The organism is Bradyrhizobium oligotrophicum S58 (assembly GCF_000344805.1).
Taxonomy (GTDB): Bacteria; Pseudomonadota; Alphaproteobacteria; order Rhizobiales; family Xanthobacteraceae; genus Bradyrhizobium; species Bradyrhizobium oligotrophicum.
Map to the genome: position 1 here is coordinate 3,404,818 of NC_020453.1, position 26,516 is coordinate 3,431,333.

General features: G+C 65.6%; 24 protein-coding genes and 1 tRNA gene. 9 read left to right on the top strand and 16 right to left on the bottom strand.

The genetic code is table 11. The features are described from left to right. Positions 1-27: 27 nt before the first annotated feature. From S58_RS14690 to S58_RS14705, 4 genes are all read right to left on the bottom strand, one after another. Positions 28-1,230 carry a beta-ketoacyl-ACP synthase gene (locus tag S58_RS14690; RefSeq protein WP_015666120.1) on the bottom strand — a complete coding sequence of 401 codons (1,203 nt, stop codon included), beginning with the start codon at positions 1,228-1,230 and terminating at the stop codon, positions 28-30. Further along, positions 1,227-1,697, bottom strand: coding sequence for a 3-hydroxyacyl-ACP dehydratase FabZ family protein (locus S58_RS14695; RefSeq protein ID WP_015666121.1), 471 nt, complete (start codon positions 1,695-1,697; stop codon positions 1,227-1,229). Before S58_RS14695 ends, S58_RS14690 begins: the two co-directional genes overlap by 4 nt. Positions 1,698-1,706: 9 nt before the next feature. Further along, a complete protein-coding gene (locus tag S58_RS14700; RefSeq protein ID WP_006609130.1) occupies positions 1,707-1,988 on the bottom strand; it encodes an acyl carrier protein in 282 nt (93 codons plus the stop codon). Between the two features lie 218 nt (positions 1,989-2,206). Then, entirely contained in the window at positions 2,207-2,557 is a 351-nt protein-coding gene (locus tag S58_RS14705) for a hypothetical protein (RefSeq protein ID WP_015666122.1), read from the bottom strand. A gap of 238 nt (positions 2,558-2,795) precedes the next feature. Between S58_RS14705 and S58_RS14710 the strand changes: the two genes are divergently transcribed. Further along, a complete protein-coding gene (locus S58_RS14710; RefSeq protein ID WP_015666123.1) occupies positions 2,796-3,422 on the top strand; it encodes a ParB-like protein in 627 nt (208 codons plus the stop codon). Positions 3,423-3,427: 5 nt separating this feature from the next. Here S58_RS14710 and S58_RS14715 read toward each other — a convergent pair whose 3' ends face one another. The 6 genes from S58_RS14715 to S58_RS14740 all read right to left on the bottom strand — a co-directional run bounded on the left by S58_RS14715 (position 3,428) and on the right by S58_RS14740 (position 9,554). After that, positions 3,428-4,012, bottom strand: a complete 585-nt coding sequence (locus S58_RS14715) for a peroxidase-related enzyme (RefSeq protein WP_015666124.1) — start codon at positions 4,010-4,012, stop codon at positions 3,428-3,430. Between the two features lie 72 nt (positions 4,013-4,084). Further along, positions 4,085-4,942: an efflux RND transporter periplasmic adaptor subunit gene (locus S58_RS14720; protein WP_144058510.1), complete on the bottom strand. Its 858-nt coding sequence runs from the start codon at positions 4,940-4,942 to the stop codon at positions 4,085-4,087. A gap of 5 nt (positions 4,943-4,947) precedes the next feature. Beyond that, positions 4,948-5,157 carry a DUF1656 domain-containing protein gene (locus S58_RS14725; protein WP_015666126.1) on the bottom strand — a complete coding sequence of 70 codons (210 nt, stop codon included), beginning with the start codon at positions 5,155-5,157 and terminating at the stop codon, positions 4,948-4,950. Beyond that, positions 5,154-7,202, bottom strand: a complete 2,049-nt coding sequence (locus S58_RS14730) for an FUSC family protein (protein ID WP_042339501.1) — start codon at positions 7,200-7,202, stop codon at positions 5,154-5,156. Before S58_RS14730 ends, S58_RS14725 begins: the two co-directional genes overlap by 4 nt. After that, the gene (locus S58_RS14735; RefSeq protein WP_015666128.1) at positions 7,190-7,684 is read right to left on the bottom strand and encodes a MarR family winged helix-turn-helix transcriptional regulator; all 495 of its coding nucleotides are present in this window, start codon (positions 7,682-7,684) and stop codon (positions 7,190-7,192) included. Before S58_RS14735 ends, S58_RS14730 begins: the two co-directional genes overlap by 13 nt. 115 nt (positions 7,685-7,799) lie before the next feature. After that, positions 7,800-9,554, bottom strand: coding sequence for an ATP-binding protein (locus tag S58_RS14740; protein WP_015666129.1), 1,755 nt, complete (start codon positions 9,552-9,554; stop codon positions 7,800-7,802). Between the two features lie 470 nt (positions 9,555-10,024). Here S58_RS14740 and S58_RS14745 point away from each other — a divergent pair, with 470 nt between their 5' ends. After that, a complete protein-coding gene (locus S58_RS14745; RefSeq protein WP_015666130.1) occupies positions 10,025-10,546 on the top strand; it encodes an Hsp20/alpha crystallin family protein in 522 nt (173 codons plus the stop codon). Positions 10,547-10,727: 181 nt separating this feature from the next. Then, complete coding sequence (gene hpaD / locus S58_RS14750; protein WP_015666131.1) at positions 10,728-11,645, top strand: 3,4-dihydroxyphenylacetate 2,3-dioxygenase; 918 nt, start codon at positions 10,728-10,730, stop codon at positions 11,643-11,645. A gap of 13 nt (positions 11,646-11,658) precedes the next feature. On the opposite strand, the gene S58_RS14755 is transcribed toward hpaD, so the two are convergent. Continuing rightward, positions 11,659-12,108 (bottom strand): NUDIX hydrolase, encoded by a 450-nt coding sequence (locus tag S58_RS14755; RefSeq protein WP_015666132.1) that lies wholly within the window; start codon positions 12,106-12,108, stop codon positions 11,659-11,661. A 241-nt stretch (positions 12,109-12,349) separates the two neighbouring features. Between S58_RS14755 and S58_RS14760 the strand changes: the two genes are divergently transcribed. Further along, on the top strand, positions 12,350-12,868 hold the full coding sequence (locus S58_RS14760) for a hypothetical protein (protein WP_015666133.1): 519 nt from the start codon (positions 12,350-12,352) through the stop codon (positions 12,866-12,868). A 40-nt stretch (positions 12,869-12,908) separates the two neighbouring features. Here S58_RS14760 and S58_RS38405 read toward each other — a convergent pair whose 3' ends face one another. Next, entirely contained in the window at positions 12,909-13,064 is a 156-nt protein-coding gene (locus S58_RS38405; protein ID WP_015666134.1) for a hypothetical protein, read from the bottom strand. A 123-nt stretch (positions 13,065-13,187) separates the two neighbouring features. On the opposite strand from S58_RS38405, the gene S58_RS14765 reads away from it, so the two are divergent. After that, entirely contained in the window at positions 13,188-14,642 is a 1,455-nt protein-coding gene (locus S58_RS14765; RefSeq protein WP_244440768.1) for a sulfotransferase family protein, read from the top strand. Positions 14,643-14,748: 106 nt separating this feature from the next. Here the strand turns inward: S58_RS14765 and S58_RS14770 are convergent. Both S58_RS14770 and S58_RS14775 read right to left on the bottom strand, forming a co-directional pair. Next, positions 14,749-14,822 (bottom strand) — tRNA-Gln (locus S58_RS14770). 195 nt (positions 14,823-15,017) lie between these two features. Next, positions 15,018-15,743, bottom strand: coding sequence for a TetR/AcrR family transcriptional regulator (locus tag S58_RS14775; RefSeq protein ID WP_015666136.1), 726 nt, complete (start codon positions 15,741-15,743; stop codon positions 15,018-15,020). A gap of 168 nt (positions 15,744-15,911) precedes the next feature. On the opposite strand from S58_RS14775, the gene S58_RS14780 reads away from it, so the two are divergent. Then, positions 15,912-18,191 carry an arylsulfatase gene (locus S58_RS14780; protein ID WP_015666137.1) on the top strand — a complete coding sequence of 760 codons (2,280 nt, stop codon included), beginning with the start codon at positions 15,912-15,914 and terminating at the stop codon, positions 18,189-18,191. Between the two features lie 21 nt (positions 18,192-18,212). Here the strand turns inward: S58_RS14780 and S58_RS14785 are convergent, their stop codons facing one another. Both S58_RS14785 and S58_RS14790 read right to left on the bottom strand, forming a co-directional pair. Beyond that, the gene (locus tag S58_RS14785; RefSeq protein ID WP_015666138.1) at positions 18,213-21,359 is read right to left on the bottom strand and encodes an efflux RND transporter permease subunit; all 3,147 of its coding nucleotides are present in this window, start codon (positions 21,357-21,359) and stop codon (positions 18,213-18,215) included. Then, a complete protein-coding gene (locus tag S58_RS14790; protein ID WP_015666139.1) occupies positions 21,356-22,525 on the bottom strand; it encodes an efflux RND transporter periplasmic adaptor subunit in 1,170 nt (389 codons plus the stop codon). Before S58_RS14790 ends, S58_RS14785 begins: the two co-directional genes overlap by 4 nt. A 158-nt stretch (positions 22,526-22,683) precedes the next feature. On the opposite strand from S58_RS14790, the gene S58_RS14795 reads away from it, so the two are divergent. From S58_RS14795 to S58_RS14805, 3 genes are all read left to right on the top strand, one after another. Then, on the top strand, positions 22,684-23,145 hold the full coding sequence (locus tag S58_RS14795; RefSeq protein ID WP_015666140.1) for a MarR family winged helix-turn-helix transcriptional regulator: 462 nt from the start codon (positions 22,684-22,686) through the stop codon (positions 23,143-23,145). A 448-nt stretch (positions 23,146-23,593) separates the two neighbouring features. Further along, on the top strand, positions 23,594-23,854 hold the full coding sequence (locus tag S58_RS14800; RefSeq protein ID WP_015666141.1) for a hypothetical protein: 261 nt from the start codon (positions 23,594-23,596) through the stop codon (positions 23,852-23,854). Between the two features lie 245 nt (positions 23,855-24,099). Continuing rightward, on the top strand, positions 24,100-26,514 hold the full coding sequence (locus S58_RS14805) for a TonB-dependent receptor (protein ID WP_015666142.1): 2,415 nt from the start codon (positions 24,100-24,102) through the stop codon (positions 26,512-26,514). Positions 26,515-26,516 lie beyond the last annotated feature (2 nt).

Consider the following 26,516-nt stretch of genomic DNA (forward strand, 5'->3'; position numbering starts at 1 on the left):
GTCGCGTCTCTCTAGGCCGTGCCGCGTTCACTTGACTGCTTCGACCAAGGCCATGCCTTCGCCGCGGTAATGGCCGGCACCGACCACGACGATCTGGGTCGGAGCCTCCTTCATCTCGCGCTCGACGCCCGAGGAGTCGCCCGGTGCGAACAGGGCACCGCGCGAGATCGAGAGCGCTGCGAGCGCAAGACCGAGGGCGAAGTGCGCCTCCATCGTATGGCCGAAGCGGGTCCCGCTCGAGCGTACCGCGAACGACTTGTGATGATCGAGGAACGCACGCTCCTCCGACGTCACGGGCTCGGCGCCGGTCGCGCCCGTGATGATCGCGCCGGGCGTCTCATGGACGTCGAGCGCCGACCACAGCCGGTCCAGCGTTCCGGTGACGGCGCCGGCTTCCTTGCGGCGGGCACGGTCGGCGACGACCTTGCTCAGTCGCGCGAGCGGCCTGGCCCCGCGTGCCTCGGCATGCGGCTTGGATTCCAGCACCAGGAATGCGCCGGCCGATCCGAGCGCGAAGCCCGGATGGTCCTGGCGGGCCCAGACCGGCTTGAACTCGTTCTTCAGGTTGTAGTCGCCGAACTCGTACAGCACGAGCAGGTCCTTGCGCTCGCCATTGTGCGAGCCGCCGATCAGCGCGATGTCGCTCTGGCCGCCGGCGATGCGCGCGAGCGCGATCTTGAAGGCGTCGACGCCGGCGACCTCTTCGCCCATGAAGGTGCGCGAGGTGCCGCACACGCCGTGCGAGATCGCGATGTTGCCGGCGAGCAGGTTCGACAGTTGCGCCAGGAACAGAGTGGGGCGCAGGTCGCTCATCAGCCGGTCGTTGAGGAAGCCGGGCGTGCAGTTGCCCTGCGCTTCGGCGTTGAGGATCGCGGTATCGACGGAGATGTCGCGCTCGCCGCCACCGGCGGCGACGATCATGTCCATCCGGGACAGGATGTCCTTGTTGCCCTTGAGGCCGGCGGAATCCAGCGCAAGCCCGGCGGCATAGGTGCCGATGCGCTGCCAGGCCTCCATCTGGCGCTGTTCCTTCTTGGGGATCTGCGCTTCCAGATTCACCTTGGCCCAGGGATGCACGATGTAGGGCGCGAAACCCTGCTCATCGACATTGATCTGGCCTGAGTTCAGGGCTTCCCAGTTCGCGTCGAGTCCCTCGCCGAGCGAGGTGGCAAGGCCGATACCGGTGATCCAGACTTCGACGGGCTCGGAGGTCACGGCTGTCTCATTCATCGCTGCAAGGCCTGTTGCGGAAAGCCGACGCGCTCGGCCACGGCGTCCATGTGTCCGCGCAGCTCCGGATTGGGGAAGGGGACATGGCTGAAGGTGAGCGTCGCGTTGGAGCGCAGCTTGCCATCGACCTTCACGCGCGCTTCGGTGATGGCGTAGCCGGACCCCTCATGCAGCACGTTGGCCTCGACGGTCAGCACCTCGCCGGGCGAGACGAAGCCGCGCATCTTGGCTTCCTTCACGGCGGCAAGGAACGGCATCCGCTCGAACTTCATCAGCGCGAGCAGCAGCCAGCCGGACGTCTGTGCCATGGACTCGATCAGGAGAACGCCGGGCATGATCGGATAGCCCGGAAAATGTCCTTCGAAGATCGTGCTCTCGGTAGGAACCTTGGCTTCGACGGTGATGGTCTTCTCGTCCAGTCTAAGGTCGAGAATGCGGTCGATGAGCAGGAAGTATTCGATCTGCATGGCGGGCGCTCAGGCGCCCTTGGCTGCGACCAGCTCGTCGATGCGGGCGCACAGGTTCTTCAGCACGAAATACTGCTCGGTGCTGGCTTTGCCGTCGTTGACTTCCTGCGTCCACTTCTCAAGCGGGAGCTTGATGCCGAAGGCCTTGTCGATCGCGAAAGCGATATCGAGGAAATCGAGGCTGTCGATGCCCAGATCGTCGATGGCATGGCTATCCGGCGTGATCGTGTCGCGCGGGATGTCGCAGGTTTCAGCGATGATCGTGGCGACCTGATCGAATGTTGAGGACATCACTAAGCCTTTGATATTTTGGAACTAATCCGATGTGGGGCGACGAGAGGACACCGCGCCCCCGGGGGCGTCTGATGCGCGCCCTTTTACCCCCGTCGCCGAGGAGTCGTGTGCCCGTATATCGGAGCGCCGCGGTGAGTTCAATGGAGCCGGACACGGCGGTTGTGGCGGGATTGTGATACGCTGTCAGCCGCGGCTCCGCCGCAGCCCGCAGCGGCTCAGGGCGTGTAGGTCTCGGTGATGAGGCGGGCGCAGTCGCGCCGTCCGGTCAGGAGGCAATCCTGGGTCTTGCGCAGATCCGCAATGCTCATCGCCAGCCAGATGCCGATGGCGGTCAGCGCGACCGTGAAGGCGATGGCGGCGATGTTGGCCAGGATGCGGTGGCGGAAATCGTCGGGCTCCTCGCGCGGCTGCTCATAGCGGGAGAGGTCGAGCGGCGCCGGCTCGCGCCGGTGCAGCGGGATGGGCGGACTGCCGCCCTCGGCCACGCGCCGCGCCGGACCGTTGCGGGGCCGGAACGGCACCACGCGATGCTCTTCCTCCGCTGCAATGGGGCGCTGGGTCTTCATGCTCGACTCCGATGCTCCTTCTTAGCACGCGGGCGCAACCTCTCACAAAGAAACTTTGCCATGGCCGGGCTGCATCAGGAGCGTGCCTCGCTCTCTGGATGTGTCCGCTCGGCGCACGTCGGGCCCGTGTTGGAACCGGCCACGGCCGCCGGGTTTCGGATGCGCTGCAATAGCCGGCCAGACGTGGCATAATGCCGGCCTGCGAACGGTATCGTTCGTGATTCATCGGAGCTCACGCATGGCCAATACAAGGGAGCCGCTGCTGCATCCCGTGCCGATCACGTCGCTGCGGCCGACGCAGATGACGGTCGGCATGCGCGAGGTGAAGGAGAAGCGCGAGCGCTGGCGCGAGCACAAATCCACCAAGAAGCAGGCCGAGCTGCTCGGCAAGCACATGATCCCGGTCGTGCTCGGACCGGACAAGCGGCACTACGTGGTCGACCACCATCACCTGGCCCGCGCGCTCCATGACGAGGGCGTCAAGGACGTGCTGGTCACCGTGATCGGCGATCTCACGATGGTCGATCGCGACGCGTTCTGGGGCGTGATGGACAACAAGCGCTGGGTCTATCCCTATGACTCCAAGGGCGAGCGGCGGCATTTCAAGGACCTGCCCAAGTCGGTGGCGGATCTGAAGGACGATCCGTTCCGCAGCCTCGCCGGCGAGCTGCGCCGGGCTGGAGGCTTTGCCAAGGACACCACGCCGTTCAGCGAGTTCCTGTGGGCCGACTTCCTGCGCCGCAAGGTCAAGCGCAAGACGGTCGAGACGCATTTCGCCGCGGCCATGGAGCACGCGCTGGCGCTGGCCAAGAGCCATGATGCGGTCTATCTGCCCGGCTGGTGCGGGCCGGCGTCGGACGACTGATCGCCTCACGTCGCCTTCGGCAGCCGCCCCATCAGATAGAACTCGTCATTGGGGCGCATGCCGGTGACGTTGGCCATCCGGTTGGACAGCGCGAAGAACGCTGCGATCGCGGCGATGTCCCAGATGTCGTCGTCGCTGAAGCCGTGGCCGGCCAGCGCCGTGAAATCGGCATCGCCGACGGTCTGCGCCTGCAGCGCGACCTTCATCGCGAAGTCGAGCATGGCGCGCTGCCGCGGCGTGATGTCCGCCTTGCGGTAGTTGGCGGCAATCTGATCGGCAATCAGCGGATTCTTGGCGCGGATGCGCAGGATCGCGCCATGCGCGATCACGCAATACTGGCACTGGTTGGCGCTCGATGTCGCCACCACGATCATCTCGCGCTCGGCCTTGCTCAGGCCGCCGTCCTTGTCCATCAGCGCGTCGTGATAGGCGAAGAAGGCGCGGAATTCGTCCGGCCGATGCGCCAGCGTCAGGAAGACGTTCGGCACGAAACCGCTCTTCTCCTGCACGCCGAGCAGCCGCGTGCGGATGTCCTCGGGCAGCGCGTCGATCGCGGGGACGGGGAAGCGGCTGATGGGAGCTTGCGTCATGGCAACGGGTCCGGGATGGCGTGTCAGGGAGCGAACCTTAGTCGATCGCGGCGAGGGCGCAACGGGTCCAGCTCAGTTCAACACCTCTACGGTGGCGGAGCGGCCCGCGACCAGCTCGCTGCGCTCCGGTACGTCGTCGAGCGCGATGCGCACGGGAACGCGCTGCGCCAGCCGCACCCAGTTGAAGGTCGGATTGACATTGGCGAGCAGGCTTGCGCCCTCGGCGCGGTCGCGATCCTCGATGCCGGCAGCGACGCTCTCGACATGCCCGGTCAGCTGCTGCCCGGTCCCCATCAGGCGGATCCGTACCGGCGCGCCGATGCGGATGCGCGGCAGCTTGGTCTCCTCGAAATAGCCTTCGACGTGCAGCGTATCGGTATCGACCAGCGCCATGACGCCTTTGCCCGCGCTGACATAGGTCCCAGGACGCAGATCCATGTTGGTGATGACGCCGTTGACTGGGGCATGCACCTCGCTGCGGTCGAGATTGAGCTTGGCGACCGCCTGGTCCGCCAGCGCCTGATCATAGGAGGCCTGCGCCTGCTGCTGCGTAGCGAACACCTGTTCCTGCTTCTGTTGCGACACGGCCTCGGTGGTCAGCGACTGGTAGCGGTTGAGGTCGGCATTGGCCTGGTTGAGGGTTGCGAGCCGGCCGGCCACGACCGCGTCGGCCTGCTGCAAAGCGAGCTTGAAGCGGGCGCGGTCGATCCTGAAAATCACGTCGCCCTGATGCACCGGCTGGTTGTCGCGCACCAGCACCTCGGTCACGAAGCCCGACACGTCGGGCGCGACCTGGACGATGTCGGCGCGCACGCGGCCGTCGCGGGTCCAGGGCGCCTTGATGTAGTAGCCCCAGAGAAAGAAGCCCACCACGATGGCGAGAGCCAGGGCGGCGAGCGTCATCGCGACGCGGCCGAGCAGGCCGATCATGTTTCTCACGAGAGCAGCTCCGCTGAGAGATAGACGACGCCTCCGAGAAGGCAGATGAACAGCGCAAAATCGAACAGCGCGCGATGCCAGACCAGGCGATAGAAGCCGGTCCGCTGCAGGCCTGCGCCGAGGAGCCGTGACGCGCCATAGGCCAGCACGAGCCACAGCAGCAGCGACGGAACGAGCACGCCGGCCAGGTCGATCTCGTACCTCATGCCACGAGACTCCGCAGATCGGCTTCGCCAGCCGGGTAGGCCGGCGCAGCCGGGAACAGCCCCATGCGAATGCCGACGAGGCCGATCAGCGCATCTTCCTGCGCCTGCGCCTTCGGCTCATCGAGCGTCCTGGCCAATGCGGCATCGATCGAGGCGAGCAATGCCGGCGCCATCGGCCGCGCCGGCTGAACTCGGCACGCAGCCGCGAGCCGGTCGAGCATCGCGTCGATGGCGGCCAAGGTCGCGGCAGTCAGGCTGTGACGCGCGCGGCGGAGGTCGATGATGTTGAGGCCGACCCGGATCTGGCCGAGATTGTCGAGGGTGCGGCGATCATCCTCGGGGATCGACGCGAAGCGTTGTGCGAGCAGGCCGAGGCGATCCAGCATCAGACCGACGAAGGCCGCGCGATCGTGGTGACCGCGCCGCTCCGCGGTGAGCGCCAGCGTTTCCCAGCTGGAGCGGAGCAGCCGCTGCGCGATCCATTCGGCGCGCGCCGAGCGCACCAGGCGGGTGAGGACCACCGCGGCGATCATCCCGACCATGAACGCGATCGCCGAATTGGCGTAGCTCTGGAAGTCCGCGGCATAGGTCGACTGCAGCGCCAGCAAGGTCGCGCCATTGGCGCCGAGCGCCATGCCGATCGGGGTCGTCCGGGGACGCGCGATCAGGATGCCGAACAGCAGAAAGGCCGGCGCCAAGCTGGCGATCAGCATCTCGACGTCGGAGATCGCTGGAATGATCGCGAACAGGTACACCGCATCGATCACGATGGCGACCAGCGACCACGCCGCGAAACGGACGATGCTGGGCGCAGGATCATCCTGGGCGGCGAAGAACGAGCAGGCGACCGCGGCCATCATCGGCGCCGAGGCGCCGTCGGTCCATCCTGTCGCGATCCAGAACGCGCAGCAGACCAGGATGGCGACCACCACGCCCGCGGCCGACCACAAAGCCAGCGCGTGATCGCGGTGCCGCGCCGGGGCGATGCCTTCCTCGGTCCGCAAGGCGAGTGGAACGTCCGATGTGTCCTGGTCCGCCGCGATCGCGACACTGAGGGTGCGGCAGTCATCGGAGATGTCGACCAGCTCGCGCAGCCGGATCAGCAGGCTTGCCGTGACGATCTGCTCCCAGGACGATTCTGCGTGAAGGGAGGGCTGCAGCGCCGCGATGGCGCCGCGGAGCTGCGCGGCCGGCTCGCGATGGTGGGTTTCGTCCACGATCCAGCGGGCCAAGCGCTGCAGCAGTTCTGCCAGCTGTGGCGCAATGTGTCCCTCGAGAGCGGCCAGACGGTCGTGAACCGAGCCGAGCAGCGGGAGCAGCAGCTGCATGTGCAGCCGCAGCGCCCGCAAGCCGCGAACGGCATTGTGATCGGCCAGCCGGTCGAAGGCGAGATGCGTGGCGAGCGTGTCGATCTCGAGCGCCTCGGCGGCGAGGCCGAGACGGCGGGCCCGGTCGTCCCAGGTGCCGCCTTGTCCGAGCAGCACGTCGCGGCTCAGGCGGCGTGCATCCCGGAGCCAGTTGTCGACCTTGGCCGCGACCGCCGGCGCAGCACTGCGCGGAAAGACGATCGTCGACACCAGCGTGGCGCAGACGATGCCGAGCGTGATCTCCTGCGACCGCGCCACCGCGACATCGAAGATGCTGCCGGGGTCGGTGACGGCCGGAAAACCGATCAGCGCGAGCGTGTAGCCCGCCAGCATGAACAGGTAGCTGCGGGGTGTGCGGTGGAGCAGCGATACGTAAAGGCAGGCGCCGGTCCACAGCGCCACCACGAGGCAGAGCAGCTCCGGTGCATTGACGAAATTGGGCACGATCGCAACGGAGGCCGCGGCTCCGGCGAGCGTTCCGAGCACGCGGTAGAACGCCTTCGACGCCGTTGCGCCCGCCAGCGGCTGCGACGTGATGTAGACGGTCGCCATCGCCCAATATGGCCGGGGCAGGTCGATCCACAGCGCGATCAGCAGCGCCAGCATGGCCGCGCCGAACGTCTTGAGTGAGAATGCGAGGTCCGGGCCCCGCACCGAAAATGACGTCATGTCCGGCATGAGGCACCAGGATCGACCGGCGCGGCTTCGTGCAGCCGCTTCATGCGCTGCTCGATGCGATGCAAAACGTCGTAGGCAACCGCGAGGTCCTCCGGCGAGATGTCTTTCAGCAGAAAGCCTCTCACCCGCCGCAGCACCCCCTCGATCTCATCGGCCTTCGCTTCGCCCTTCGCGGTCAGATGCAGTGTCTTGGCGCGGCGGTCGGTGGGATCCTCGCGTCGTTCCACCAGCTGCTCGGTCTGCAGCAGGTCGATCAAACGGACCAGCGAGGGGCCTTCGATGCCGACGTCCTCGGCCAGGGCGCCCTGGCGAATGCCGGCGTTGTTCCGCCTGCCGTGTCTGGCCAAGGCGCGGAGCGGGTGGGCGGTGGCCTGCGACAGGCCGTGATCCACCAGCGCCCGATCGGCCTCACGTCGCCATAGCCGCGCGAGGCGGGCGATGAGAAGTCCGAATTCCGATTGGATCGTCTGGGCAGAAGTCATGTCGTTTAGATAGGAAGATAATCATTAGCTTACAATCGATTCGGCCGAAGATGGGGTATGTTGGGCTGGGGTAGCTGGAGCTGGTTCCCCGGCTTCGACAGGAACTCGCCGCCGCTCAGCGCAGCGGCTTCTTCAGCAGCGAGAAGCGGTCGGGGTCGAGACCCATCGACGGCTGCAGCATCGGCGCGTCCAGCGAGGCGGACATCGCGCCGCGATCTCCGAGACTGCTGGCGCCGCCGTCGCCGCTCGCGGCATCGCGGCTCGAGGTCGCGCCGCGCCAGCGTTCCAGCACGGCGCTGACGAAATGCATGTCGTGTCCGGCATTGACGGAGCGGACGGTCGCGATCGTCGCTTCGCTGCGCGGCAGTTGATGCAGCGGCACCTCCTTGAAGCGCAGCCGGGTCGGTAGCGCGACGCCTTCGCCGAAGGCCAGCACTTCGCGGGTGCCGAGCGAGGGCACGAAGGACAGCAGGTTGGCGGCGGCGTCCGAGACCGCGGAGCGCAGCAGCGACTGGTCGCGCTCGTTGGCCAAGCGCATCGTGAACAGCGTGTTGCACTGGGAGATGATGGTGGCGTCGAGCTCGGCCGGCCGCTGGGTGATCAGGCCGAGATAGACGCCGTATTTGCGGCCTTCCTTGGCGATGCGCGAGATCGCCTTGCGGGTCGGCCCGAAGCCGATCGAGCGGTCGGCGGAGGCGTAGCGGTGGGCTTCTTCGCAGACGAACAGCAGCGGCGAGACGCCATCGCTCCACAGCCCGAAATCGAACGCCATGCGGCACACCACCGACACGACGGAATCGACCACCTCGGCCGGGAAACCGGCGAGCTGCATCACTGTCATCGGCCGGCCGTTGGCGGGCAGGCGGAACAGATGGCTGATGACCTCGGCCATGGTGTCGCCGCCGACATTGGCGTTGTCGAACATGAAGGCGTAGCGCGGGTCGTTGCGCACGGTCTCGATGCGCGAGATCAGCTTGTGATAGATGATGCGCGAGGAGCGGTTCTCGAGCTTGCCCATGCGCTCGTCGATCAGGTTGATCAGGTCGACGAGGCGATAGGGCACCGGCGTATCGACCGTGTAGCCGACGGTCTTGGGATCGACGCGCTTCAGCCCGATGCGGTCCGTGTTCTGGTACTGGGTGTAGATGCCCTTGGCCAGCGGAATGACCTCGGCGAGGATGTCGAGCTCTTCCGGCACGCCGGGCCGGCCGCCGAACAGGACGTCGACGATCTCCTCGAAATTGAACAGCCAGAACGGCAGCTTCAGATTGCGCGGGTTCAGCACCAGCGCGCGCTCGCCGAAGCAGCGGCCATATTCGTTGTGGACGTCGAGCAGGAAGATGCGCAGGTTCGGCCGGGCCTTGAGGATCTCGTTGAGCAGCAGCGAGACGCCGGTGGATTTGCCGACGCCGGTCGATCCCAGCACGGCGAAGTGCTTCGACAGCATTTCCTCGACATTGACGCAGGCCCGCACCGTGGTGTCCTGCTGCAGCGCGCCGATGTCGATGTGGTCTCCCGCCGTCGGCGTGTAGATCGTGCGCAGCTCCTGGCTGGTGATCATCTCGACCGCGTCGCCGATGGTCGGATAATGCGTGACGCCGCGCTGGAACTTGGGCCGGTCGGCGGGCCCGAGAATCTCGCCGAGCAGGTCCACCGACGCCGTCGCGACGTATTCGCTGGCCTGCGAGAGGTCTTCGCTGGTGACCTCGGTGATGATCGCGATGATCGTGGCGCTCGGGCAGCGAATGCTGATGAAACGGCCGACCGTCGCGCGGACATCGGAGACGGTCATCTGCTGGGTCGACAGAATGCCGACGCGGGCCAGGGAGCCTCGCACCGAGATCACGCGTCCGAAGGATGTCACGGTCATGAAACCTGTGGTGATGTGTTGAGCTGACACCTTCTCTGCAGGGACTGGAAAATTTGTTAAGCGGCTCACAGTTGAGGGGCCCTCAGCGCCCGCCGGTGCGATTCAAGGCCTGTTCGCCGGGTCGCGAAAGCGGCTTCTCAAAGCGACGTAACGCATTGGGGCATAACGCTTTCTGCGTCCTGCGCTAAACCATCGCACGAGCCGATCCGATTTACGTTCGATTCACCATCTTTAAGGCTGCTTCGGATGTTGGCCCGGATCGGGGAACGCTGCGCCTATGTGCCAGTCCGGCCGCCGGTGGCTCCCCGGCCGCGCGGGGATTTGATCGCGGTCAATCTGGAATTCCTGGCGGCCGGTTATAGTCTTCGCGTCAAGCGCGAGGGGGCGGATGCCGGCCGATCTCGTCGAACGCAATGGTCGCGCCCATGCCGCCAGAGAACGATCCTCGCGTGAAGCAGGAGGATGAAGTCATGGCTGAACCCACCAAGCTGCCCGTCAATACCGAGAATGCCAACGCGCCATCCGTGCAGGGATGGCGGCCGTTCGAGAACCTGCGCCGCGAGATCGATCGCGTGTTCGAGGACTTCCACGGCGGAATCTGGCGCACGCCGTCGCTGTTCGATTCGTTGCCGAGCCTGGCGCGGGCGCGGTCCTTTGCCGTGGCGCCGGCGGTCGACGTTGCCGAACACGCCAACGCCTATGAGGTCTCGGCCGAGCTGCCGGGGCTCGACGAGAAGAACGTCGAGGTGAAAGTCGCCAACGGCGTGCTGTCGATCAGGGGCGAGAAGCAGGAGGACAAGGAGGAGAAGAAGAAGGACTATTACGTCCGTGAGCGCAGCTTCGGATCGTTCGAACGTTCCTTCCAGATCCCCGACGGCGTCGACACCGACAAGATCGAGGCGGTGTTCAAGCAGGGGGTGCTCAAGGTCTCCCTGCCGAAGAAGCCGGAGGTGCAGAAGTCTGCCAAGACCATCGACATCAAGGCGGCCTGAGCCGGCGTTGCGTTCTGGAGCCCGCCGCGCTGTCCCATGATCATGGGACAGCCGACGGCCTGGATGCCGACGAAGGGCCGCACTCGCGGCCCTTTTTTTCACCGGGCCGTCCGGCTAATCTATCGGTCAAGCAGACGGTCGGCGATGCCGGACCGGGGACGATCGAAAGGGAGACGAGACGATGGGCAAGCTCGCGCTGGCGGCCAAGATCACGCATGTGCCGTCGATGTATCTCAGCGAGCTGGATGGCCCAGCCAAGGGCAAGCGGCAGCCGGCGATCGACGGCCACCTCGAGATCGGCCGGCGTTGCCGCGAGGCCGGCGTCGACACCATCGTCGTGTTCGACACTCATTGGCTGGTGAATGCCGGCTATCACATCAACTGCGCGCCGCATTTCGAAGGGCTCTACACCTCGAACGAGCTGCCGCACTTCATCGCCAACATGACTTATGCGTATGACGGCAATCCGGAGCTCGGCCGCATCCTGGCGGACGGCGCCAATGCACATGGCATCACCACGATGGCGCATGCGGCGACCTCGCTGGCGCTGGAATACGGCACCTTGGTGCCAATGCGCTACATGAACGCCGACCGCCACTTCAAGGTGGTCTCGGTCTCGGCGCTGTGCACCTCGCATTATCTCGCCGACAGCGCCAAGCTCGGCTGGGCATTCCGCCGCGCGGTCGAGGATCACTACGAGGGCACGGTGGCGTTCTTCGCGTCGGGTTCGCTGAGCCACCGCTTTGCCCAGAACGGCACCGCCGACGAATATCGCGACCGGATGTTCAGCCCGTTCCTGGAGCGGCTCGATCACGAGGTGATCCAGATGTGGGAGCACGGCGAGTGGCCGGATTTCTGCGACATGCTGCCCGAATATGCCAGCAAGGGCCACGGCGAGGGCTTCATGCACGACACCGCCATGCTGCTCGGCGCGCTCGGCTGGAACCATTACGACCGTGGCGTCGAGGTGGTGACGCCGTTCTTCCCATCGTCGGGTACGGGCCAGATCAATGCGATCTTTCCGGTCGCGCCGATGCCCAGCGCGATCGACGATATCGGCCGGCCGCGCGCCGCCGCGCTCGCCGGCGGACGTCTGTAACGCGCGGATCGCTTCACCAGACGCCTGCGCGCCTGAGCATCTCGACGATGTCCTCGGGATAGACCTGATCGCTCGTCGCCGAGAGTTCTGCCTGGTGCCACCAGCGCTGTGCGGCGATGGCGGCGCGCTCGAGCTCGGTCCAATGCGTCGATGAGATGTCGGCGCTGCCGACCTTGATGAGAAAGTAGCGCTCGTCCGAGCTGACCTGCTCGCCGTCCACCAGCGTGAACGTGACCGATCGCCGGGCGATCTGTGGCCCGGCATCGTCGATTCGGATCCCGGTCTCTTCGAACATCTCCCGGCACGCCGCGGCCCCATAGCTCTCGCCCGGATCGAGCCCGCCACCCGGCGTCGCCCAGAACTGCTGTCCGGTCAACGCGCCGGCGAGGTGAACGAATTTGAACAGCAGGAGCCTGCCGTCGGGATCGATGACGAGCAGGCGGGACGAGGGACGTTCACGCATGTGACGAGCGCTTTCTGGTGAGCTCCGGAGCAGGGCGCGTGCGCGCTCTGCATGACGCATGTCGTCGCTGGCGACCATGTGTCCGAGCTTTGCAAGCATATCACCTTGTGAGCCGCCGACGTCACCATCGCGGCGTTCTGCCGATATGAGAGGCGCTACGACGTCGAGGATTTTGCGCGTTGAACTTTGGCGCCCTCGGCACGACCAATGCGTGACGAATCCGAGGCCCGGTGATCGCCTGATGCTGATGAGAATTCTTTTGCTGAGCGCGTTGCTCGCGGCGTCCAGCGCGGTGGCTGCGCCTGCGTCTGATCGTGCGGCCTGCAACGTCGAGGTCGACATCACCGACCGCGATCCGAACGGCGCCAATGTCCGTGCCGAGCCTGGCGGCAGCATCGTCAAGGCCATGAAGAATCCGAGCAGCGACGGCTGGATCGTCGTGCACCTCACCGCGCAGCAGGGCGACTGGTTCGAGATCGACCGGGCCGTTCTGATCGACGTCGATCAGGGCAAGGAAAACGTGATCTTCCAGGGCAGGGGCTTCGTGCATCGGGGCGTGGTGGGGGCCAGTGGCCTGCAGAACGGCGCGGTGATTTATCGCGATCATGCCGCCTCGAGCGCGAAGCTCGATCCGCATGCGAGCGGGGATCAGGCGGTCGAACTGCTCGGCTGCTTCGGCGACTTTGCCAGGATCCGCGTCAAGAAGGGCATCGGCTGGACCCGGCAGCTCTGCACCAACATGGTGACGACGTGCTCGTGAGCCGCCACTGCCGGACTACGGCGGCGGCCGATCGGACGCTTCAGGCCGCGTGGCGGTGCTGCGACAGCCGCTCGCGCTCGCGCCGGCACTCCGCCGCGAACTGGCGCAGCCGTTCGATGGTCAACGTGTCGGTGATGCTCCGCTCGAGCCGCTCGGCCCGCTCGATCTGGTCTTCGAGATCCGTCAGCTTGGTCATGTCCCGTCTCCCTGACCAGACAATTTGAAGCAAATTGCTTCGTTCCGGCCGGCTGAGGATCGTGGTGAATGGCAGGTTAATTCCGTGATCCGGCGCACGCTGGCGACGTTGTGATGGGGCGCTGTGCGGGTCGCGCTGACCCGCAGAACGGCTTCATCGGCGCGCAGCAGCCGTCGTATTCAAGGTTCAAGCGGGGGCGCGTTTGTTGCGGTCGGGCAGCGTTGTGATCGGGCAGCCCGTTCGCTAGCATGCGCGCATCATCCGCCTCCAAGGAAGCGTTCCATGCGTCGCCGGAAAGTCGATTCCGACGAAACGATCGTCGTCGCTCCAGAGCAGCGCTCGCCGAGGTCTGCACAGCTCCTGACCAGGCTGCTCTCGCTGGACCGCGAACTCGGCGCAAGCAAACTGCTGGACGTCGATCAACAACTCGACCTCGCGCAACGTCGCCTCGGGCCGTTGTCGCTCGGCGCGGACAGCGATCTCCATCTTGAAGGGATCAGGTGCCTGGCGCGTTCGATCGCGCGAGATCCGTCTTACGACGACCTCGGCCGGTACATGGCCAGCCACTACATCTATGGCTGGGTCGAACGGTACGTCCGGTTCGAGCAGGATCTGGCCGATTTCCCTGAGATCGTCGACGTTCCCATTGCAAGACCTCTGTTTCTCGTCGGTTTCGGCCGGACCGGGAGCACCTTCCTGCATCACCTGCTCGCGCTCGACCCGCGGGCGCGGGCGCCGCGACTTTGGGAGCTGCAGGAGCCATCGCCACCGCCTCGGCCGGAGACCTACGAGACGGATCCACGGATCGGCCGGCTTCGCTCGCAGTCCGAGTTCCGGTCGGCCGTGATGCCGGATCTGCACAAGATCCATGAGTTCGCCGTGCAGGCTCCCGAGGAGTGCCAGCTCATGATGTGGCACGGACCGCAGCACATGATCCTCGGGCTCAGATCGCCGGACTACTGGCAATGGTTTCGGGGTCTAAGTCCGTCCCAGCTCGATGTGCTCTGTGCAGGCTACCGACGTCAGGTTCAGCACCTGCAGCTGTTTCATCGCGGCGGCCACTGGGTCAGCAAGTCCCTGGCGCATGCCCACTTCCTTCCGGTGCTGTTCAAGAGCTTTCCCGATGCGCGGATCGTTCGGCTGCACAGAGATCCCTGCCAGATCATTCCGGCGCTCGCCAGCCTGATCGCGCAGCTGCAGATCGCCTATACGCCTCGCATCGATTTTCCTGATCTCGGTCAGCGGATGCTGGAGCTGTTCGAACAGTCCATGGCCGGGATGATGCAGGCCGACGAGGAGGCGCGTTCGGACCGTTTCGTCGACGTCGTGTTTGACGATTTGATCAAGGATCCGATCGCAACCGTCCGTGCGGTCTATGCAAAGTTCGGCTACGACTGCACGGCCGAGTTCGAGAACCTCATGAGGAGGCACTTGAAGACGGATTCCATCAGCCGCCGTTTCAAGCACGTCTACACGCTCGAGCAGTTCGGCTTGTCCCGCGCGCAGGTCATGGCGCGGTCGGAAGGCTACCTGTCCTGGGTGGAACGACGCATGGGCGCGAGGCTCTGCCGGCCCTGATCATCGCGCGGTGGTGGAGGGGAGCTGGGCTTCGGCCCATGGTTTTGCCGTGCCCGTTCCGATATGGCGCGGTAGCTCTGGATTATGGGCAAGCCGAAGTCAGAGCTGGCTGGGGAACCTGGATTCGAACCAAGACAAACAGAGTCAGAGTCTGTTGTGCTACCGTTACACCATTCCCCAACGGAATGCCGAGCAAATTCAACCAATTGCCGAATTGTCTGGCATCGTTGTGCGAGCCGGCGCGCAAATCGCGGCGGCGACGACGCGTCCTTCTACCCGCATGTCTCAGGCTTTGGCAAGCCGCTGGATGACGGATTTCCAACGTGCTGTGGCAGTGTGCGGGGCCCCCGGGTCGGCGCCGGCTGGCCGGGCGTCCTATCGCCGGACTCGGCCCGCGCCGGACTTGCGCGGCGCCGCAGGGCGCGTGGGGTCCGGGCCGGCGCGCAGCAGCAGGAGCAGGCAGGCGCCGAGCCGGTCCGCGATCTCGTCATCGTCGATCGACAGCGGGCCGGGGTCGTTGAGGATGGCGTTCACGAGCGTGCCGAGCACCACCTGAATGCCGAAGGCGACGGTGCGCTTCTCGGCCGCCGTGGCTGCGGCCCGGCGGCCGGCCGTGGCGGTGCCGCGCATGGCGGGCAGCAGAACCATCGTTGCACGCTCCGACAGCGCCTGCGCGAGGTCCTTGAAGCCGCTCCAGTTGTTCGGCCCATGCTCGCTGCGCTGGAGGGCAGCGCGCAGCACGCCTTTGTGTTGGCGCATCCAGAGCACGATGCCGCGGACCAGCAGGCGGCAGCGTTGGTCCAGGTCGCTCCTGGCCGCGGGATCGGCCGGCGGCGGCGTCAACAACTGCTCCCGGCCGTCGCGCAGGGTGAGCGCGAGCAGGGCGTTGAAATAGGCCTCCTTGCTGTCGAACCGGCTGTAGAAGGCGCCGACGGTCGCCCCGATCTTCGCGCAGAGCTCGCTGATCGACAGCTCCGCGAGGCCGCGCGTGCACAGCAGCTCCGCGCCGGCTGCGAGCAGGGCGAGTGTCGTCTCGCGGCTGCGCTGCTGCCGCGAAGGCGTGACGCCGGGCAGGTCGACCGGCGAAATCCGCTGGGGCATCGATATCTCCGTCTGGAATAAAAATCATAATTATGATTATCATTCCGGGCAAGCGCGCCCAGGCGGCCCGGCGGAGGGCGGCTGCAGATGCGCAAAAAACAACAAGCTCACGGACGTCAGTGCCGGGACACACGGGCGACTGACGCGAGCGACAGGGGAGGACGAGCCATGAGCGAGCCCGCATTCGGCGGCACGATCGGCAGGACCATTGCCGGCTCCAAACCGTGGTGGCCGGCGCCGCAGCAGCCTCCGAAGGGAGCGCCGAACATCCTGGTCGTGCTGTTCGACGACGTCGGCTTCTCCGATTTCGGCTGCTACGGCTCGTCGATCCGCACTCCCGCGATCGACGCGCTGGCGGCGCAGGGCCTGCGCTATTCCGGCTTCCACACCACGGCGATGTGCTCGACGACGCGGGCGGCGCTGCTGACCGGCCGCAACCATCATTCGGTCGGCGTCGGCTGCCTCGCCAATTTCGACTCCGGCTATCCCGGCTATCGCGGCAAGATCGCGCGCGAGGCGGGCACCTTGGCCGAGATGCTGCGCGCCCATGCCTATCGCAACTACATGGTCGGCAAGTGGCACGTCACGCCGCTGACCGAGAGCGGCGCCACCGGGCCGTTCGACGGTTGGCCGCTTGGCCGCGGCTTCGACCGCTTCTACGGCTTCCTCGACGCCGAGACCGATCAATATGCGCCGGAGCTCGTGCTCGACAACACCCACATTCCGCCGCCCGGCAGCTTCGCCGACGGCTATCATTTGACTTCCGATCTGGTCGACCAGGCCATCCGCTTCATCGCCGATCACGCCGCCGACCGGCCCGAATTGCCGTGGCTGACCTGGCTCGCGCTCGGCGCCTGCCACGCGCCGCACCAGGCGCCACGCGACATCATCGAGAGCTACGATACGGTGTTTGCCCATGGCTGGGACGCCGAGCGCGCCCAGCGTCTGGCGCGGCAGAAGGCGATGGGGCTGGTGCCGGAGAATACGGATCTGCCGCCGCGCAATGACGGCGTGAAGGCCTGGGACGCGCATTCCGACGACGAGCGGCGCGTCTTCACCCGGCTGCAATCGGCTTTCGCCGGCATGCTCGATCACGCCGACCAGCATCTGGCGCGGCTGCTCGCCTTCCTGGAGAAAACAGGCCAGCGCGACGACACGCTGATCATCGTGATGTCCGACAATGGCGCGAGCCAAGAGGGCGGGCCGCTCGGCTTTGTCAACGCCATGGGGCCGTTCAACTTCAAGCCGGAGCCGATCGCGGAGAAGCTCGCGCGCATCGACGACATCGGCGGGCCGGATACGCACTCCAACTTCCCGCATGGCTGGGCCATGACGTCGAACACGCCGCTGCGGCGCTACAAGCAGAACACCCATGGCGGCGGCATCCGCGATCCCTTCATCCTGTCATGGCCGAAGCGGATCGCGGCGCGCGGCGAATTGCGCCACCAGTTCGTCCATGCCTGCGATCTCGTGCCGACCTTGCTCGACCTGATCGGCATCGATGCGCCGACGACGATCGCGGGTGTGCCACAGATGCCGCTGGAAGGCGTGAGCTTCGCCGCGTCGATCGCTGATGCAGCGGCGCCGTCGAAGCAGGTCGCGCAATATTTCGAGATGTTCGGCCATCGCGGCCTCTGGCACGACGGCTGGAAGGCGGTCGCCTTTCATCCCTCTGGCACGCCGTTCGACAACGACAAATGGGAGCTGTTCCACCTCGCGCAGGATTTCTCCGAGACGCATGATCTCGCAGCCGAGCAGCCGGAGCGGCTCGCGGCGCTGGTCAAGCTGTGGTGGGAGCAGGCGGAGGCGCACCAGGTGCTGCCGCTCGATGACCGCTTCGGGCCACGTTTTGCCGAGAACGCCGCGCGCTTCCACGGCGCGCGCACCCGCTTCACGTTCCACGCCGGCATGGGTCATGTGCCGACCGACGTCGCGCCCGACGTCCGCAGCCGTGACTATCTGATCGAGGCCCATGTCGAGATCGATGCCGAGGGAGCGGATGGCGTGCTTATCGCCCATGGTGATGCCACCTCCGGCTACAGCCTCTACGTCAAGGACGGCCATCTCGTGCACGATCTCAACATCGGCGGCCGCCACGAGATCGTCAGCTCGAATCGTCCGGTGCCGCCGGGAATTCGTCGCCTGGGCTTGCGCGTCGAGCGTCTGCGGCGGCAGGCCGAACCGGCCAAAGGCGCGCGCACCGGCATCAGCCAGTACACGCTGCTGATCGATGGCGAGGAGGCGGGCGTGCTGACGACGCAGCTCGCCTTCCACACGCTGATCTCCTGGTCGGGACTCGACATCGGCCGCGACCGCGGCAGCCCGGTGTCGGACTACACGGCGCCGTTCGAGTTTACCGGCCGGCTGTCGCACGTCACGGTGACGATGCAGAACGAGCAGAGCCTCGATGGTGAGAGCGTCGGAAATGCCGAGATGGCAAGGCAGTGAAAGGGGACAAAGAGCGGCGGACTATTCCGCCGCTTCCTTGACCGGGCCGGGCGCCGCGTCCTCGGTCTCGTGGTCGATATGTGCGCGGCCCCAGCGCGAGAAGGCGTTGTTGACCTTGTCGAGATAGAGATAGATCACCGGCGTCGTGAACAGGGTCAGCATCTGGCTGACGATCAGGCCGCCGACCATCGCATAGCCGAGCGGCTGGCGGATCTCCGAGCCGGTGCCGTTGCCGAGCATCAGGGGCACGCCGCCGAGCAAGGCCGCCATCGTCGTCATCATGATCGGGCGGAAGCGGAGCAGGGCGGCCTGGCGGATCGACTGCTCCGGCGCGAGGTGCTGGTCGCGCTCGGCGGCGATGGCGAAGTCGACCATCATGATGCCGTTCTTCTTCACGATGCCGATCAGCAGAATGACACCGATCAACGCGATCAGGCTGAAGTCGTAGCCGAACGCCATCAGGATCGCGAGCGCGCCGACACCGGCCGACGGCAGGGTCGACAGAATCGTGATCGGATGGATGTAGCTCTCGTAGAGGATGCCGAGGATCAGATAGACCACGACCAGGGCCGCGAGGATCAGGAGCGGCACGGTCGACAGCGACTGCTGGAACGCCTGCGCCGTGCCCTGGAAGCTCGAATTCAGCGTCGACGGCGCGCCGATCTCGACCATGGCGCGCTGCACCGCGTCGGTGGCTTGGCCGAGCGCGATGCCCTGGGCGAGGTTGAAGCTGATCGTGATCGACGGGAACTGGCCCTGGTGGCTGATCGACAGCGGCCGCACGGGCACCGTGGTCCAGCTGGCGAAGGTGGACAGCGGCACCTGGTCGCCGGTCGTCGGCGACTTCACATAGAGCTTGTTCAACGTGTCGAGATTGCCCTGCAGCTCGGGCAGGATCTCCAGGATCACGCGATAGGAGTTCAGCTGGGTGAAGTACTGCGCGACCTGCCGTTGGCCGAAGGCGTCATAGAGCGTGTCGTCGATCAGCTGCGGCGAGATGCCATAGCGCGAGGCGGTGTCGCGGTTGATGACGAGCTGCACGGTGGTGCCGTCGGCCTGCTGGTCGGTGGCGACGTCGCGCAGCTGCGGCAGCGAGCGCATCTTCTCCAGGACCTTGGGCGCCCACTCGTTGAGCTCGGCGACATTGGGATCCTGCAGCGTGAATTCGAACTGGGTGCGGGACGGGCGGCCGCCAAGCCGGATGTCCTGCGCCGCCTGCATGTAGAGGCGCGCGCCCTCAACCTTTTCGAGCTGCGGCCTGAGGCGCGCAATGATCTGTTGTGCCGTCGCGGAGCGCTCCTCGCGCGGCTTCAGCGTGATGAACATGTTGCCGTTGTTGCCGGCGCGGCCGGAGCCGCCGATGTTCATGGCGATGCTGGCGACGTCATGATCGGCCATCACGATCTTGGCCAGCGCCTCCTGGCGCGACTGCATTGCCTGGAACGAGATGTCCTGCGAGGCTTCGGAGGTCGCGGTGATCAGGCCGACGTCCTGCTGCGGAAAGAAGCCCTTCGGGATCAGGATGAACAGGTAGACCGACAGGCCGAGCGTGGCGAAGAACACCATCAGGGTGACGAGTCTCCAGCGCAGGGCGAGATCGAGACCCTTCTCGTAGGCGCGCAGCAGCGCGTCGAACGCGGCCTCGCTCCACTGGTAGAACTTGCCGTGCTGGGCGGCGTGCTCGTTGCGCAGGAAGCGCGACGCCATCATCGGCGTCAGCGTCAGCGACACGATCATCGAGACGAAGATGGTCATCGCCAAGGTCACCGCGAATTCGCGGAACAGGCGGCCGATGATGCCGCCCATCAGCAGCAGCGGGATCAGCACGGCGACCAGCGAGATCGAGATCGAGACGATGGTGAAGCCGATCTCCTTGGCGCCCTTGTAGGCGGCGGCCATCGGCGATTCGCCTTCCTCGACGTAGCGCGAGATGTTCTCGAGCATCACGATGGCGTCGTCGACCACGAAGCCCACCGCGATCGTCAGTGCCATCAGCGACAGGTTGTCGAGCGTGTAGCCGACCCCCCACATCATCGCGCAGGCACCGAGCAGCGCCAGCGGCACCGTGATGGTCGGGATCACCGTGGCCCAGAAGCTGCGCAGGAAGACGAAGATCACCATCACCACCAGGAAGATGGTCAGGATCAGCGTGAACTGGACGTCCTCGACCGCGGCGCGGATGGTCGTGGTGCGGTCGGAGATCAGGTCGATCTTGATCGCGGGCGGGATCGCTGCGACCAGCCGCGGCAGCAGCGACTTGATGCGATCGACGGTCTCGATGACGTTGGCGCCCGGCTGCTTGAAGATCACCAGGAACACGCCGCGCTGGCCGTTGGCCCAGGCCGCCTGCTTGGCATCCTCGGCCGCCGTCACGGCCTTGCCGATGTCGCGGATGCGCAGCGGACCGCCGTTACGGTAGGCGATGATGACGTCGTTCCAGTCCTTCGACTCGGTGAGCTGGTCGTTGGCGTAGATCGTGTAGGCGCGCCGCTCGCCGTCGATGTTGCCCTTGGGCGCGTCGACCGTGGTGATCGCGATCTGGCTGCGTACGTCCTCCATCGACAGGCCCTTGGCGACGAGCTTGGCCGGGTCGATCTGGATGCGGATGGATGGCTTCTGCTGGCCGCCGATGATCACCTGGGCGACGCCCGCGATCTGGCTGATCTGCTGGGCGAGGCCCGCATCGACCGCGTCGCTGACCGTGGTCAGCGGCAGCGTCTCCGAAGTGGCCGACAGCAGCAGGATCGGCGAGTCCGCCGGGTTGACCTTGCGGTAGGTGGGCGGCGAGGGGAGATTCTTCGGCAGCTGGCCGGAGGCGGCGTTGATCGCGCCCTGGACGTCGTTGGCGGCGCCGTCGATGTTGCGGTTGAGGTCGAACTGGATCGTGATCGCGGCGGTGCCCAGGTAGCTGGTCGAGGTCATCTGGGCGATGCCGGGAATCTGCGCGAATTGCCGTTCCAGCGGCTGGGCGACCGACGTCGCCATGGTCTCCGGGCTTCCACCCGGCAGGTTGGCCGTCACCTGGATCGTCGGGAAGTCGACCTGCGGCAGCGGCGCGACCGGCAGCAGCGGATAGGCGACGAGGCCGATGAAGAGGATGCCCGCCATCAGCAGCGACGTGCCGATGGGGTATTTGATGAAGGGTGCCGAGATGCCGCCGCCGTTCATTCCTGCCGGACCTTAGCTGGCGCCGGGTCCGAGCTGGCCACCGCGGTGGTCACGACCGATCCTGGCTGCACTTTGAACTGACCGCCGGTAATCACCTGCTGCCCCGGCGTGAGGCCGTCTTCCACGACGGTACGGCCGTCGAACGAAACGCCCACCTTGACCTTGCGCAGCTCGGCCTTGCTGTCCGGGCTTACGGTGTAGGCGTAGAGGCCGTTGGTCGAGTGCTGCACCGCGTCGTCGGGAACCACCGTGGCGTCCTTCAGCGTCCGCACCAACAGGCGCGTCGACACCGACTGCCCGGGCCACAGCACGTGGTCCTTGTTGTCGAACACCGCCTTCAGGCGGATTGTTCCACTGGTCGTGTCGACCTGGTTGTTCACCACCATGAGCTTGCCTTCGGCGAGCTGCTTCTTGCCGTCGGTGGTGAACGCGATCACCTTCAGCGGTGCGACCTTCTGCGCCTCGTTGATGTACGGCAGCTGCTCCTCGGGCGCGGTGAAGATCACCGCGATCGGCTCGATCTGCGCGATCGAGACGACGCCGGTCTGGGTCGACGCGTTGACGATGTTGCCGATGTCGACCTGGCGCAGGCCGGCCACGCCGGAGATCGGCGCCTTGACCTGGGTGTAGCTCAGCTGGGTCTGGGCATTGGCGATCGCGGCCTCGTCGGAGGCGATCTGCGCGGTGAGCTGCGCCACGGTGGCGCGCTGGGTGTCGGTCTGCTGCCGCGTCGCGAACTCGCCGAGCTTGGTGAAGCGCTGCAGATCGAGATTGGCGTTGTTGAGATTGGCCTCGTCCTGGGCGCGCTTGGCCTTGGCCTGGTCGAGTGCGGCCTGGAACGGCCGCGGATCGATCTCGACCAGCAGGTCGCCTTCGTTGACGAGCTGGCCCTCGGTGAAGGCGATCTTGTCGATCTGGCCGTCGACGCGGGTACGGACCTGGACGGTGTTGAAGCCCTGCACGGTGCCGAGCCCGGTGAGGAAGACCGGGAAATCCGTCTTCTCGACCGGGACGGCCGAGACCCGAACGGCGGGCGGCCGGGCCGACTTTTGTGCAGCAATCTTCTTCGCTGCATCAGCGTCCTGATAGCGCTGCCAGCCGTAATAGCCGGCGCCGCCGAGGGCCGCGACCAGCAGGATCCAACCAATGGCTCGTGATGTCTTCATGCTGGCCCACATGCTGAGACGAACAGGATAACCGGTCTTTAAAACCATTCCCAGCATGCCAGATATAGTACGCACGCAATTAATGTGTAAACACACGAGGGCGTGGACAAACCTAAACAATTGGCAAGCTTCGAGGGATCGCAAGGGAGTTCACGGCCATGTCGCTGGACGCGAGACGTCAGCTCGTGACGCAGCTTGTCGAAAGCTCGCGCATTCTGCGCAACTATATTGATCATCGTGCCAAACAGCGCGGCACCACCCGCGCGCAATGGGTGGTGTTGTTTCGGCTGCGCGCGCATGAGGGGATGTCACAGGTCGATCTCGCAGAAGTGCTGGAATTGCAGCCGATTTCGCTGGTGCGTCTGCTCGACAGGCTGGTGGAGCAGGGATTGCTGGAACGCCGGCACGATCCCAGGGATCGCCGCGCGAATCGCCTTCATCTCACCGAGGCCGGACGACAGCTCGTCGACGATCTCGACGGTCTGCGCGATGCGATCGCCGGCGATGTCCTGCGCGACATCTCGGACGATGCGGTAGCGACCAGCCTGGCCACGCTGCAGGAGCTCAAGGAGCGGATCAAGACGCTGTCCGAGACGAAGGCCGCGATCGCGCTCAAATAGCCGAGGCCATGCCGCGGACGGCCGCAATCCGATCTTGAGTTGCGTTGTGCTACAACAACATCCTGAGTGCGAAAAATCGCTGGAGAAGCTCTTCTCCATCCCCGAAGGTTCGCAGGGACTATTGGCCGGAAGCGTGCCTCGCGGGAGGCCGCCATGCGGCCGTTGCAGCGTGACGCTGATGGCGAGCGCAAGGCCATGGGTGGCCTGCGTCCGACGTGACTCGCTGCGTGCGACCGCGCCAGGCCTCGCCCAGGCGCGCGCGCGCCTCTCGTACGAGGCCATGTTCGGACCTATTGTCGCCGTCTTGTCGCGCCCGATGAGAGCTGATTAGAAGCGGGTGACTCCGGCGGCCATCAGGCGACGTCGGGCAATCGGCAGGATTCAACCAGGGCGGGGCTCGCGTCGTTCGACGATGCGCCGTGCGACGACAACGAATGTGGAGCTCACGATGGAAGAGTTGAACGGAAAGATGCTCGCGTGCCAGATCCTGGTGACAGGCCTGATCGCGCGCGTCGCCAACGAGCAGCGCGATCCGCTGCGCTTCCTGACTGATTTCCGCGACGAGATCCGGGCCGTCGTCAAGGGCGTGCGGATCGCGGGCATCGAGGACTCTGATCGCGTGCGTCAGATCGCGGTGCAGACCGTGGACGAACTGTTCTCGCTGATGAAGCCGCCGAGCAGCGACGAGCAGGCGGGCCCGGCGAGCTGACCGCAAGGAAGCGGCGATTCGACAACAGCGCGAGTCAAATCGCGCTGTTTAGAACGATTTCAAGTTCCGTACTTTGTTAGTTGAGCGTCTTTAGAATTGTTTTGATCTGGAACTATTCAAGGCCAAATTAGGGCTCCTCAAATTGACCCCCTGAAACGCCCCCGATACCAACGGCACATGTTTGCAGCGCGAATGATCCGCGTTCGCGGCGTTGGAATGAAAAATCTGGGGCGCGTGAAAACAAAATGGGACAGGTGAGAGCACCGCTTTCGCTGCGTGCAGTCGCAGCGACGAGGTTCATTGACGGACGAGGAGAGGGGCCCTTCGTCACCAAGGTGTCGGCGGTCGCCGGACTGATGGCCGTCGCATCAGTGTCGTCAGCCGAGGCGCAGCCGGCCTCCGACCTGCCGCCCGTCAACGTCGATGCGCCGATTGCGCGCGCCAGGCCGATGTCGTCCAAGCCGACTGCCGAGCAGGTCCGCGCGCGCAATGCGCTGCGCCGTGCAGCCCGCCAGCAGGCGGTGCAGCACGCCGCGGTGGCGTTCCCCAATGCGGGCGGCCTGACCGCACCCGACGCCAATCCCTATGCGGATGCGGCCGCACCTTACAAGATCGACCGCGTCGCCTCGGGCAAGTTCACCGAGCCGCTGCTCAACACCGCCAAGACGATCACGGTCCTCAGCAAGGAAGTGCTCGAGGACAAGAATGCGACGTCGCTGAGGGAGGTCGGACGTTCGACCGCGGGCGTGACGCTCGGCTCGGGCGAGGGCGGCAACGCGTTCGGCGACCGCTTCTTCATCCGCGGCTTCGACGCGCGCAATGACGTCTTCATCGATGGCATTCGCGATCCCGCGGTGTCGATCCGCGAGAACTTCTTCACCGAGCAGATCGAGATCCTGCGCGGACCGGCCTCGGCCTATGCCGGCCGCGGCACCGCCGGCGGGGCCATCAACATCGTCACCAAGCAGGCCGGCGACCGCAATTTCTACAATGCCGAATCCACCTTCGGCACTGACCAGACCAAGCGCGTGACGCTCGACGTCAACCAGGTGATCTCGCCGACCTTCTCGGTGCGCACCGGCGGACTGTTCCAGGACGCCAATGTCGCGGGCCGCGACTACGTCACCGACAATCGCTGGGGTGGCTTCGTCTCGACCAAATGGACCCCGACCGACAGCATCAAGGTCACCACCAACTACGTGCACACCGATTCGAGCGGCCGGCCCGATTTTGGCGTCCCCTACTACAAGCAGGGCAACGTGCCGGTGACGGAAGCCGGCATTTCCCGCAACACCTGGTACGGCTTCCTCAATCGCGACTTCCAGACCGCGCGGCAGGATTTCGGGACCCTGACGGGCGAGTTCAAGGTGACCGACAGCATCACCCTGACCAGCCGCACCCGCATGGAGCATTCGGACCTGATCTATATCGGCACCTTGCCGCAGAGCCCGGTGACGACGAGCTCCAATCCGCAATTGTGGACGTTCACGGCGAGCCCGCAGAGCCGCAACCAGTGGGTCGACGTCATCGCCAACCAGCAGGACGCCAACTTCAAGTTCGACACCGGGCCGATCAAGCACACGGCGGTGGTCGGCACCGAGATCTCGAACGAGAAGGTCTCCATCAACCGCTATACCGGGCTGTCGTCGGAGTTCTTCGGCGCCGGCGCATTCAGCGGCAATGGTGCGCTGTCGGGACAGTCGATCTCCGCGCCGGCCTATACCGGCATCCCGTTCACGACCCTGCCGTCGCTCGGCACGACGCCGACGCGCTATGACGTCGATACCCGCTCGCTCTACGTCACCGACACCGCCAACTGGCAGGACAGAGTGATCCTCAACGGCGGCATCCGTTACGACAATTACAACATGTGGGCGGGAACGACCGCGGCCAACACGACCAAATTGCCGTCCGACTTCATCAACTACAATGGCAGCGTGGTCTACAAGCCGCTGCCGATCGGCAGCATCTACGCGGCCTATGCGACCTCGACCAACCCGTTCGGATCGGAGCTCGACGGCACCGGCACCGACTACGGCGCCCCGGTTCCCGGCGGCACCATCCTCGGGCCGGAGCGCAACAAGGGCGCCGAGGTCGGCACCAAATGGGAGCTGTTCGACCGCCATCTGCTGGTCAGCGGCGCGCTGTTCCATACCACCAAGGACAATGCGCGCGAGACGGTGAACGGCGTGCTGACGTCGGGCGCGGCCTACCGCATCCAGGGCATCGACCTCGAGGCGAGCGGCAATCTCACCGATCGCTGGAGCATCTTCGGCGGCCTCGTCCTGATGCAGTCCAAGGTCACGCAGAGCGGCGTCGCCTCGAACATCGGCCTGCAGCTTGCCAACGTCGCGCACCAGTCGTTCAGCCTGCTGTCGAAGTACAAGTTCGACGATGGCTGGGAGGTCGGCGGCCAGGCCGTGTTCAGGTCGAAGGTGTATGGCGGCACGTTCGGCGCCAACACCGGCACCCTGATCCCGAGCTATTGGCGCTTCGATGCGTTCGTCGAGAAGAAGATCGACGCGCACTGGACCATGAAGCTCTACGCGCAGAACCTGACCAACAAGCTCTATTACGATACGCTGTACCGGAGCGCGGCGCCGTTCGTCGCCGTCGCCCCGGGCCGCGCCTTTTACATCGTCACCACTGCGAAGTTCTGATC

Excerpts from the sequence above, each read along its gene's own strand:
- S58_RS14690 (WP_015666120.1), bottom strand. The coding sequence starts at position 1,230 with ATGAATGAGACAGCCGTGACCTCCGAGCCCGTCGAAGTCTGGATCACC.
- S58_RS14695 (WP_015666121.1), bottom strand. The coding sequence starts at position 1,697 with ATGCAGATCGAATACTTCCTGCTCATCGACCGCATTCTCGACCTTAGA.
- S58_RS14700 (WP_006609130.1), bottom strand. The coding sequence starts at position 1,988 with ATGTCCTCAACATTCGATCAGGTCGCCACGATCATCGCTGAAACCTGC.
- S58_RS14705 (WP_015666122.1), bottom strand. The coding sequence starts at position 2,557 with ATGAAGACCCAGCGCCCCATTGCAGCGGAGGAAGAGCATCGCGTGGTG.
- S58_RS14710 (WP_015666123.1), top strand. The coding sequence starts at position 2,796 with ATGGCCAATACAAGGGAGCCGCTGCTGCATCCCGTGCCGATCACGTCG.
- S58_RS14715 (WP_015666124.1), bottom strand. The coding sequence starts at position 4,012 with ATGACGCAAGCTCCCATCAGCCGCTTCCCCGTCCCCGCGATCGACGCG.
- S58_RS14720 (WP_144058510.1), bottom strand. The coding sequence starts at position 4,942 with ATGATCGGCCTGCTCGGCCGCGTCGCGATGACGCTCGCCGCCCTGGCT.
- S58_RS14725 (WP_015666126.1), bottom strand. The coding sequence starts at position 5,157 with ATGAGGTACGAGATCGACCTGGCCGGCGTGCTCGTTCCGTCGCTGCTG.
- S58_RS14730 (WP_042339501.1), bottom strand. The coding sequence starts at position 7,202 with ATGCCGGACATGACGTCATTTTCGGTGCGGGGCCCGGACCTCGCATTC.
- S58_RS14735 (WP_015666128.1), bottom strand. The coding sequence starts at position 7,684 with ATGACTTCTGCCCAGACGATCCAATCGGAATTCGGACTTCTCATCGCC.
- S58_RS14740 (WP_015666129.1), bottom strand. The coding sequence starts at position 9,554 with ATGACCGTGACATCCTTCGGACGCGTGATCTCGGTGCGAGGCTCCCTG.
- S58_RS14745 (WP_015666130.1), top strand. The coding sequence starts at position 10,025 with ATGGCTGAACCCACCAAGCTGCCCGTCAATACCGAGAATGCCAACGCG.
- hpaD (WP_015666131.1), top strand. The coding sequence starts at position 10,728 with ATGGGCAAGCTCGCGCTGGCGGCCAAGATCACGCATGTGCCGTCGATG.
- S58_RS14755 (WP_015666132.1), bottom strand. The coding sequence starts at position 12,108 with ATGCGTGAACGTCCCTCGTCCCGCCTGCTCGTCATCGATCCCGACGGC.
- S58_RS14760 (WP_015666133.1), top strand. The coding sequence starts at position 12,350 with ATGCTGATGAGAATTCTTTTGCTGAGCGCGTTGCTCGCGGCGTCCAGC.
- S58_RS38405 (WP_015666134.1), bottom strand. The coding sequence starts at position 13,064 with ATGACCAAGCTGACGGATCTCGAAGACCAGATCGAGCGGGCCGAGCGG.
- S58_RS14775 (WP_015666136.1), bottom strand. The coding sequence starts at position 15,743 with ATGCCCCAGCGGATTTCGCCGGTCGACCTGCCCGGCGTCACGCCTTCG.
- S58_RS14780 (WP_015666137.1), top strand. The coding sequence starts at position 15,912 with ATGAGCGAGCCCGCATTCGGCGGCACGATCGGCAGGACCATTGCCGGC.
- S58_RS14785 (WP_015666138.1), bottom strand. The coding sequence starts at position 21,359 with ATGAACGGCGGCGGCATCTCGGCACCCTTCATCAAATACCCCATCGGC.
- S58_RS14790 (WP_015666139.1), bottom strand. The coding sequence starts at position 22,525 with ATGAAGACATCACGAGCCATTGGTTGGATCCTGCTGGTCGCGGCCCTC.
- S58_RS14795 (WP_015666140.1), top strand. The coding sequence starts at position 22,684 with ATGTCGCTGGACGCGAGACGTCAGCTCGTGACGCAGCTTGTCGAAAGC.
- S58_RS14800 (WP_015666141.1), top strand. The coding sequence starts at position 23,594 with ATGGAAGAGTTGAACGGAAAGATGCTCGCGTGCCAGATCCTGGTGACA.
- S58_RS14805 (WP_015666142.1), top strand. The coding sequence starts at position 24,100 with ATGGGACAGGTGAGAGCACCGCTTTCGCTGCGTGCAGTCGCAGCGACG.